This is a genomic window from Pseudomonas sp. Sample_21, from assembly GCF_004307525.1.
Lineage (GTDB): Bacteria > Pseudomonadota > Gammaproteobacteria > Pseudomonadales > Pseudomonadaceae > Aquipseudomonas > Aquipseudomonas atacamensis.
This window is the reverse complement of record NZ_RCNZ01000114.1, coordinates 85992-94527: the sequence shown is the minus strand read 5'-3', so window position 1 is coordinate 94527 and position 8536 is coordinate 85992. Positions and strand designations below refer to the sequence as shown.

The following is an 8536-nucleotide window of genomic DNA, read 5'->3' as shown; positions in this document are numbered from 1 at the left end:
ATACGGAGCATTTTCTTTGAGCGCTGCGCAGATTGCTAGGTTTTCACACAGTCTGGGATCCGGCGGGTTTTTCTATTGGCTACAGGAAGATCACTCTTCGATGTTGCCCATCGCGGTGGTGTTGAAGCCGCCGTCGACGTACATGATTTCACCGCTGATGCCCGACGCCAGGTCGGAGCACAGGAAGGCGCCGGCGTTGCCGACTTCTTCGATGGTGACGTTGCGGCGCAGGGGAGTCTGCGCTTCGTTGGCAGCCAGCATCTTGCGGAAGTTCTTGATGCCGGAAGCGGCCAGGGTGCGGATCGGGCCAGCCGATACGCAGTTGACGCGGGTACCGTCCGGACCGAGGGAACCGGCCAGGTAACGGACGCCGGCTTCCAGCGAAGCCTTGGCCATGCCCATCACGTTGTAGTTCGGCATGGTGCGCTCGGCGCCCAGGTACGACAGGGTCAGCAGGCTGCCGTTGCGGCCTTTCATCATTTCGCGGCCGGCTTTGGCCAGGGCCACGAAGCTGTAGGCGCTGATGTCGTGAGCGATGCGGAAACCTTCACGGGTAGTGGCTTCGGTGAAGTCGCCGTCCAGTTGGTCGCCCGGGGCGAAGCCGACGGAGTGCACGATGCAGTCCAGGCCGTCCCACTTCTTGCTCAGCTCTTCGAAGACCTTGGCGATTTCTTCATCGCTGGCCACGTCGCACGGGAAGCACAGCTCAGGGCTCGAACCCCAGCCTTGTGCAAACTCTTCGACGCGACCCTTGAGTTTGTCGTTCTGATAAGTGAAGGCAAGCTCAGCGCCCTCGCGATGCATGGCGGCAGCGATGCCGGATGCGATGGACAGCTTGCTGGCGACACCGACGATCAGTACGCGCTTACCGGCGAGAAAACCCATGTGTTGCTCCTCTTTCAGGTTATTGCGCAGTGGCTGGTGCCAGAAAAGCGGCTTCCAGCAACTGCTGTGTATACGGATGTTGGGGGGCGGCAAAGATACTTTGCGCGTCTCCCTGTTCGACCACTTGGCCATGCTTGACCACCATCAGTTGGTGGCTCAGCGCTTTGACGACAGCCAGGTCATGGCTGATGAACAAATACGTCAGGTTGTACTTGGCTTGCAGTGAACGCAACAGCTCCACCACTTGCCGCTGCACCGTGCGGTCGAGGGCCGAAGTCGGCTCGTCCAGCAGGATCAGCGCCGGTTTCAGCACCAAGGCCCGGGCAATGGCGATTCGCTGCCGTTGCCCTCCGGAAAATTCGTGGGGGTAGCGGTGCCGGGTTTCCGGATCCAGACCTACCTCCTTCAATGCCGCAATGATCGCCGCTTCCTGTTCGGTCGCGGTGCCCATCTTGTGTATCCGCAGGCCTTCGCCAACGATGTCATTGACGCACATGCGCGGGCTCAGGCTGCCAAACGGGTCCTGAAACACCACCTGCATCTCCCGCCGCAGCGGGCGAACCTCACTCTGCGTCAGGCAGTCTAGCTGCTTGCCTTCAAAGCGGATCGCGCCTTTGCTGCCGATCAGCCGCAAAATCGCCAGACCAAGGGTGGATTTGCCGGAACCGCTTTCGCCGACGATCCCCAGGGTCTGACCCTGCGGCAGGCTGAAATTGATGCCGTCCACTGCCTTGACGTAATCCACCGTGCGCTTGAGCAGGCCTTTCTTGATCGGGAACCAGACTTTGAGGTCCTCGACTTCGAGCAGCGGCGCGCCGATTTCATTGCTCGCCGGGCCGCCGCTGGGCTCCGCGCCGAGCAATTCCCGAGTGTACGGATGCTGCGGCGAACGGAACAGCTCTGCGCACGATGCCTGTTCGACGATGCAACCGCGCTGCATGACACATACGCGATGCGCAATTCTTCGCACCAGGTTCAAATCGTGACTGATCAGTAGCAGCGACATGCCCAATCGAGCCTGAAGATCCTTGAGCAAATCGAGGATTTTCAGCTGAACGGTCACGTCCAGCGCGGTGGTCGGTTCGTCGGCAATCAGCAATTCCGGCTCGTTGGCCAGGGCCATGGCGATCATCACCCGCTGGCGCTGGCCGCCGGACAATTCATGGGGCAGGGCCTTGAGACGCTTGTGCGGCTCGGGAATGCCGACCATCTCCAGCAGCTCCAAAGTGCGCTTGGTCGCGACTTTGCCGCTCAGGCCCTTGTGGATGCCGAGCACTTCGTTGATCTGCTTCTCGATCGAATGCAGCGGATTGAGCGAGGTCATCGGCTCCTGAAAGATCATCGCGATGCGGTTGCCACGAATATGGCGGATGGTCTTCTCGCTCAAATCCAGCAGGTTCTGCCCGGCGTAATTGATGCTGCCGGCCGGATGCCGCGCCATGGGGTAGGGCAGCAGGCGCAGGATTGAATGCGCCGTGACCGATTTGCCCGAGCCCGATTCACCGACCAGCGCCAGGGTTTCGCCGCGCTTGATGTCGAAGCTCACGCCCTCGACCACGCGGTGGACGCGCTCGCCGAAACCGAATTCGACGGCGAGGTCGCGCACTTCGATCAGATTGTCCTGATTCATTTCACTTCCTCGGGTCGAAGGCATCGCGAGCGGACTCGCCGATAAACACCAGCAGGCTCAACATCAGCGCCAGCACGGCAAACGCGCTCATGCCCAGCCACGGCGCCTGCAAATTGGATTTGCCTTGCGCGACCAGTTCGCCCAGCGACGGACTGCCGGCCGGCAAGCCGAAGCCGAGGAAGTCCAGTGCGGTCAGGGTGCCGATGGCGCCGGTGAGGATGAACGGCATGAAAGTCATGGTCGAGACCATGGCGTTGGGCAGGATATGACGGAACATGATCGCGCCGTTCTGCATGCCCAGCGCGCGGGCGGCGCGCACATATTCCAGATTGCGTCCGCGCAAGAACTCGGCGCGCACCACATCGACCAGGCTCATCCACGAGAACAGCAGCATGATGCCCAGCAGCCACCAGAAATTCGGCTGGACGAAACTGGCAAGGATGATCAATAGATACAGCACCGGCAGCCCCGACCAGATCTCCAGAAAACGCTGCCCGGCGAGATCGACCCAGCCGCCATAAAAGCCCTGCAGCGCCCCGGCAATCACGCCGATGATCGAGCTCAGCACGGTCAGCGTCAGCGCAAACAACACGGAAATGCGGAAACCGTAGATCACCCGCGCCAACACGTCGCGGCCCTGATCGTCGGTGCCCAGCAGGTTGTCCGCCGAGGGCGGTGCCGGGGCCGGGACTTTCAGGTCGTAGTTGATGCTTTGGTAGCTGTAGGGGATCGGTGCCCACAGAATCCACGCGTCCTTGGCTTTCAGCAGTTCGCGGATGTACGGACTCTTGTAGTTGGCTTCCAGCGGGAATTCGCCGCCGAACGCGGTTTCCGGGTAGCGCTTGATCGCCGGGAAATACCAGTTGTTGTCGTAATGCACGACCAGCGGCTTGTCGTTGGCAATCAGCTCGGCGCCCAGACTCAGGCCGAACAGGATCAGAAACAGCCACAGCGACCACCAGCCACGCTTGTTGGCCTTGAACAGTTCGAAGCGTCGGCGGTTGAGAGGGGACAGGTTCATCTCAATGCTCCCGGCTGGCGAAGTCGATACGCGGATCGACAAAGGTGTAGGTCAGGTCGCCGATCAGTTTCACCACCAGCCCGAGCAAGGTGAAGATGAACAGGGTGCCGAACACCACCGGGTAATCGCGGTTGATCGCCGCTTCGAAACTCATCAGGCCGAGGCCATCGAGGGAGAAAATCACTTCCACCAGCAGGGAACCGGTGAAGAAAATGCCAATGAATGCCGACGGAAAACCGGCAATCACCAGCAGCATGGCGTTGCGGAACACGTGGCCGTAAAGGACGCGATGGCGGGTCAGACCCTTGGCCTTGGCGGTGACCACGTACTGTTTGTTGATCTCGTCGAGAAAGCTGTTTTTTGTCAGCAGAGTCATGGTCGCGAAGTTGCCGATCACCAGCGCGGTCACTGGCAATGTCAAGTGCCAGAAGTAATCGAGGATCTTGCCGCCCAGGCTCAGCTCATCGAAGTTGTTCGAAGTCAGCCCGCGCAGGGGGAACCAGTCCAGATAACTGCCGCCGGCAAATACCACGATCAGCAGGATCGCAAACAGGAACGCCGGGATCGCATAGCCGACGATGATCGCCGAACTGGTCCAGACATCGAAGTGGCTGCCGTGCCGCGTGGCCTTGGCGATGCCCAGCGGGATCGACACCAGATACATGATCAGCGTGCTCCACAGCCCCAGCGAGATCGACACCGGCATCTTTTCCTTGATCAGGTCGATGACCTTGGCGTCGCGGAAGAAACTGTCGCCGAAATCCAGCTGCGCGTAGTTCTTGACCATGATCCACAGACGTTCCGGGGCCGATTTGTCGAACCCGTACATGTGCTCGATTTCCTTGATCAGCGCCGGGTCCAGCCCCTGCGCGCCACGGTAGGACGAGCCGGCCACCGCCACTTCGGCACCGCCGCCGGCAATCCGGCTGGTGGCGCCTTCGAAACCTTCGAGCTTGGCGATCATCTGCTCGACCGGCCCGCCGGGCGCGGCCTGGATGATCACGAAGTTGATCAGCAGGATGCCGAACAGGGTCGGGATGATCAGCAGCAGTCGCCGAAAGATATACGCCAGCATCTGATTACTCCGTGCCCGCAGGGTCGGCTTGCAGTTGGGTTTCGACTTCTACGGCAGGCTTGGCGTCAGGCTTGACCCACCAGGTATTGATGCCGATGTCGTACTTGGGCGAGGTTTTCGGGTGGCCGATGTGGTTCCAGTAGGCCACGCGCCAGCTCTTGATGTGCCAGTTGGGCACCACGTAGTAGCCCCATTGCAGTACGCGATCCAGCGCGCGGGCGTGGGCCACCAGACTTTTGCGCGAGTCGGCGTTGATCAGGCTTTCCACCAGTTGGTCAACGGTCGGATCCTTCAGACCCATGCTGTTGCGGCTGCTCGGTTTGTCGGCGGCGGCGCTCATCCAGTATTCGCGCTGCTCGTTGCCCGGCGAGTTGGACTGCGGAAAGCTGCCGACCATCATGTCGAAATCACGCGAGCGCACGCGGTTGATGTACTGCGAGACGTCGACGCGGCGGATCACCAGATCGATGCCGAGGTCGCTGAGGTTGCGCTTGAACGGCAGCAGCACGCGTTCGAATTCGGTCTGGGCGAGGAGGAATTCGATCACCACCGGTTTGCCGGTGGCGTCGACCATTTTGTCATCGACGATTTTCCAGCCGGCCTCTTGCAGCAGTTGATAGGCCTCGCGCTGCTGGGTGCGGATCATGCCGCTGGCGTCGGTCTTGGGATTTTCGAAGGCTTCGCTGAATACCTGAGCCGGCAGTTTGCTGCGGAACGGTTCGAGGATCTTCCGTTGCTCGGCGTCGGGCAGGCCGGTGGCGGCCATTTCAGAGTTTTCGAAGTAGCTGCGAGTGCGCACGTAGGCGCCGTTGAACAATTGCTTGTTGGTCCATTCGAAGTCGAACAGCAGCCCGAGAGCCTGACGCACGCGCACATCCTGGAACACCGGGCGGCGCAGGTTGAAGACGAAGCCTTGCATGCCGGTCGGGTTGCTGTTGGGGATCAGTTCCTTGATCAAACGGCCCTCGGTGACCGCCGGAACGTTATAGGCGCTGGCCCAGTTCTTCGCGGTCATCTCCAGCCAATAATCGAACTGCCCGGCCTTCAGCGCTTCGAGGGCGACGGTGTTGTCGCGGTAGTAGTCGGTGGTCATCGTGTCGAAGTTGTAGAAGCCACGGTTGACCGGCAAGTCCTTGCCCCAGTAATCCTTGACCCGCTCGTAACGTACCGAACGGCCGGCCTTCACTTGGGTGACCTTGTACGGGCCGCTGCCCAATGGGATTTCCAGATTGCCCTTGTTGAAGTCGCGGCTGGCCCACCAGTGTTTCGGCAGGACCGGCAACTGGCCGAGGATCAGCGGCAGCTCGCGGTTGTTGCTGTGCTTGAACTTGAACAAGACCTTCAGCGGGTCTTCGGCGATGGCTTCGGCAACGTCGTTGTAGTAGCCGCGAAACATCGGCGAGCCTTCCTTGGTCAGCGTCTCGAAGCTGAACACTACATCTTCGGCGCGGACCGGGTGGCCGTCGTGAAAGCGTGCTTCCGGGCGCAGGTAGAAACGCACCCAACTGTTGTCATCGGCTTTTTCTATCTTGCTGGCAATCAGGCCGTACTCGGTGAACGGCTCGTCGAGGCTGTGTTTGGTCAGGGTGTCGTAGATCTGGCCGATGTCATCGGCGGGCACGCCTTTGTTGATGAACGGGTTGAGGCTGTCGAAGCCGCCGAACCCGGCCTGACGAAACACGCCGCCCTTGGGCGCATCGGGATTCACATAGTCAAAATGCTTGAAATCGGCCGGGTATTTCGGCGGCTCGTTGTACAGGGTCACGGCGTGTTGCGGGGCGGCCCAGGCCAGCCCGGCGAACAGCAAGCCGCCGGCCTGCACGAGCAGGGTGCGAACAGCGTTCATCGATCTTTCTCCGAAGACTTCAGCCACCATGCGCTCAGGCCCAGGGTGTAAGGCGGCGTGGTGACAAAGGCCAACCGGTTGCGGTAGGCCAGACGGTGATAATTGAGGTACCAGTTGGGAATGCTGTAGTGCTGCCAGAGCAGCACGCGGTCGAGCGCTTTGCCGGCGGCAACCTGCTCGTCGCGGGTGCGGGCGGCGAGCAATTGTTCGAGCAGGTGATCGACCACCGGATTGGCGATGCCCGCGTAATTCTTGCTGCCCTTGACGTTCACCTGGCTGGAGTGGAAGTACTGCCACTGCTCAAGACCGGGGCTCAGGGTCTGGCCGAGGGTCATCGAGATCATGTCGAAATCGAATTGGTCGAGGCGCTGTTTGTACTGGGCGCGATCGACGGTACGCAGGCGCGCGTCGATGCCGATGCTGTTGAGGTTTTCGATGTACGGCTGATAGAGCCGCTCCAGGCTCGGATTGACCAGCAGCAGTTCGAAACGCAGCGGCTGGCCGTCTTTGTCTTGCAGGCGCTGGCCGTGGAGCTTCCAACCGGCCTCAGCGAGCAGGGCGAGGGCTTTACGCATGGTCTCGCGCGGGATGCCACGGCCGTCGGTTTTCGGCAGGCTGAACGGCTCGGTGAACAGCCGGGCTGGCAAATGCTCCTTGTAAGGCTTGAGCATCAGCCATTCATGCCCGACCGGCAAACCCGAGGCGCTGAATTCACTGTTGGGATAGTAGCTGGTGGTGCGTTTATAGGCATCGCTGAACAGCGCGCGGTTGGTCCATTCGAAGTCGAACATCAGACCCAACGCTTCGCGCGTCCTGACATCGGCGAAGGTTGCGCGGCGGCTGTTCATGAACAGGCCCTGAGTCTGGGTCGGGATCTGATGCGGGATCTGCACCTTGATCACTTCGCCACGACGTACAGCAGGGAAGTTGTAACCGTTGACCCAGTTCTTCGCCTGATGCTCGATGTAGATGTCGAACTCACCGGCCTTGAACGCTTCGAAGGCGACATCGCTGTCGCGGTAGAACTCGACTTCCATGCGATCGAAGTTGTACTTGCCGCGATTGACCGGTAAGTCCTTGCCCCAGTAATCCTTGACCCGCTCGAAAATCAGCTGCCGACCCGGCGTGACCGACGTGATGCGGTACGGCCCGCTACCCAGCGGCGGTTCGAAGGTGGTGGCTTTGAAGTCGCGGTCTTTCCAGTAATGCTGCGGCAGTACCGGCAATTCGCCCAGGCGCAGGATCAACAGCGGATTGCCCGAGCGCTTGAACACGAAACGAATGCGCTGCTTGTTGAGAATGTCGACTCGCAGCACTTCCTGCAGGGCCGTGCGATACAGCGGATGACCGTCCTTGAGCAGCGTTCGATAGGAGAACGCCACGTCGTAGGCGGTGACAGGCGCGCCGTCGTGAAAGCGCGCTTCGGGGCGCAAATTGAAGACGACCCAGCTGCGATCTTCGCTGTACTCCACCGATTGTGCGATCAACCCGTAACTCGACGCGGGTTCGTCGCCGGACGGCGAATACTGCCCGGTGCCAACCATCAGCGGCTCGTTGAGCTCGTTGATGCCGTACTGGAGAAAATTGGCGGTGGTGACCGGGCTGGTGCCCTTGAAAGTGTACGGATTGACCGTATCGAAGGTGCCGAACGCCATCACCCGCAACGTACCGCCCTTGGGCGCTTGCGGGTTGACCCAGTCGAAGTGGGTAAATCTGGCCGGGTACTTGAGCGTGCCGAACTGCGCATAACCGTGACTTTCGGTAATCGTCGCGCTTGCGGGTGAGCTCAAGGCCAGGCTGATCAGGAGCAGGGAGAGGGCACGCTTCAAGTCAGATCCGATCCAGCGGCTTGGGCTTTGTGGGCCGTACAGTAACAGCTTGTCTGGACAGGAAAAAGATGCGGGTTAATGCCGGGTTAATCGTTTGCGCGAAGAGCCCCTCACCCTAACCCTCTCCCGGAGGGAGAGGGGACTGATCGTGGTGTCTGGGCGAATTGCACCGAGGTGCGATACCGAGTCGAACTCAGTTTCTGAAAAGCCCCCGATCGGCTCCCTTTCCCCCTCTCCCCCTTGGGGGCGG

The 8536-nt window shown here is 60.6% G+C and carries 6 protein-coding genes; all 6 read right to left on the bottom strand.

What is annotated here, in order from left to right; all coding sequences use genetic code 11:
* Positions 1-90: 90 nt before the first annotated feature.
* Genes fabI through D8U71_RS21900 form a run of 6 tightly spaced genes read right to left on the bottom strand, consistent with a single transcriptional unit; the run spans position 91 to position 8286 of the window.
* On the bottom strand, positions 91-885 hold the full coding sequence (gene fabI / locus D8U71_RS21925) for an enoyl-ACP reductase FabI (RefSeq protein WP_003202751.1): 795 nt from the start codon (positions 883-885) through the stop codon (positions 91-93).
* Between the two features lie 19 nt (positions 886-904).
* On the bottom strand, positions 905-2515 hold the full coding sequence (locus tag D8U71_RS21920) for an ABC transporter ATP-binding protein (protein ID WP_039763245.1): 1611 nt from the start codon (positions 2513-2515) through the stop codon (positions 905-907).
* 1 nt (position 2516) lies between these two features.
* Complete coding sequence (locus tag D8U71_RS21915; protein ID WP_016774153.1) at positions 2517-3536, bottom strand: ABC transporter permease; 1020 nt, start codon at positions 3534-3536, stop codon at positions 2517-2519.
* Position 3537: 1 nt separating this feature from the next.
* A complete protein-coding gene (locus tag D8U71_RS21910; RefSeq protein ID WP_130888668.1) occupies positions 3538-4611 on the bottom strand; it encodes a microcin C ABC transporter permease YejB in 1074 nt (357 codons plus the stop codon).
* A 4-nt stretch (positions 4612-4615) separates the two neighbouring features.
* Positions 4616-6457, bottom strand: coding sequence for an extracellular solute-binding protein (locus D8U71_RS21905; protein ID WP_016774155.1), 1842 nt, complete (start codon positions 6455-6457; stop codon positions 4616-4618).
* A complete protein-coding gene (locus tag D8U71_RS21900) occupies positions 6454-8286 on the bottom strand; it encodes an extracellular solute-binding protein (protein WP_130888667.1) in 1833 nt (610 codons plus the stop codon). Before D8U71_RS21900 ends, D8U71_RS21905 begins: the two co-directional genes overlap by 4 nt.
* Between the last annotated feature and the right edge of the window lie 250 nt (positions 8287-8536).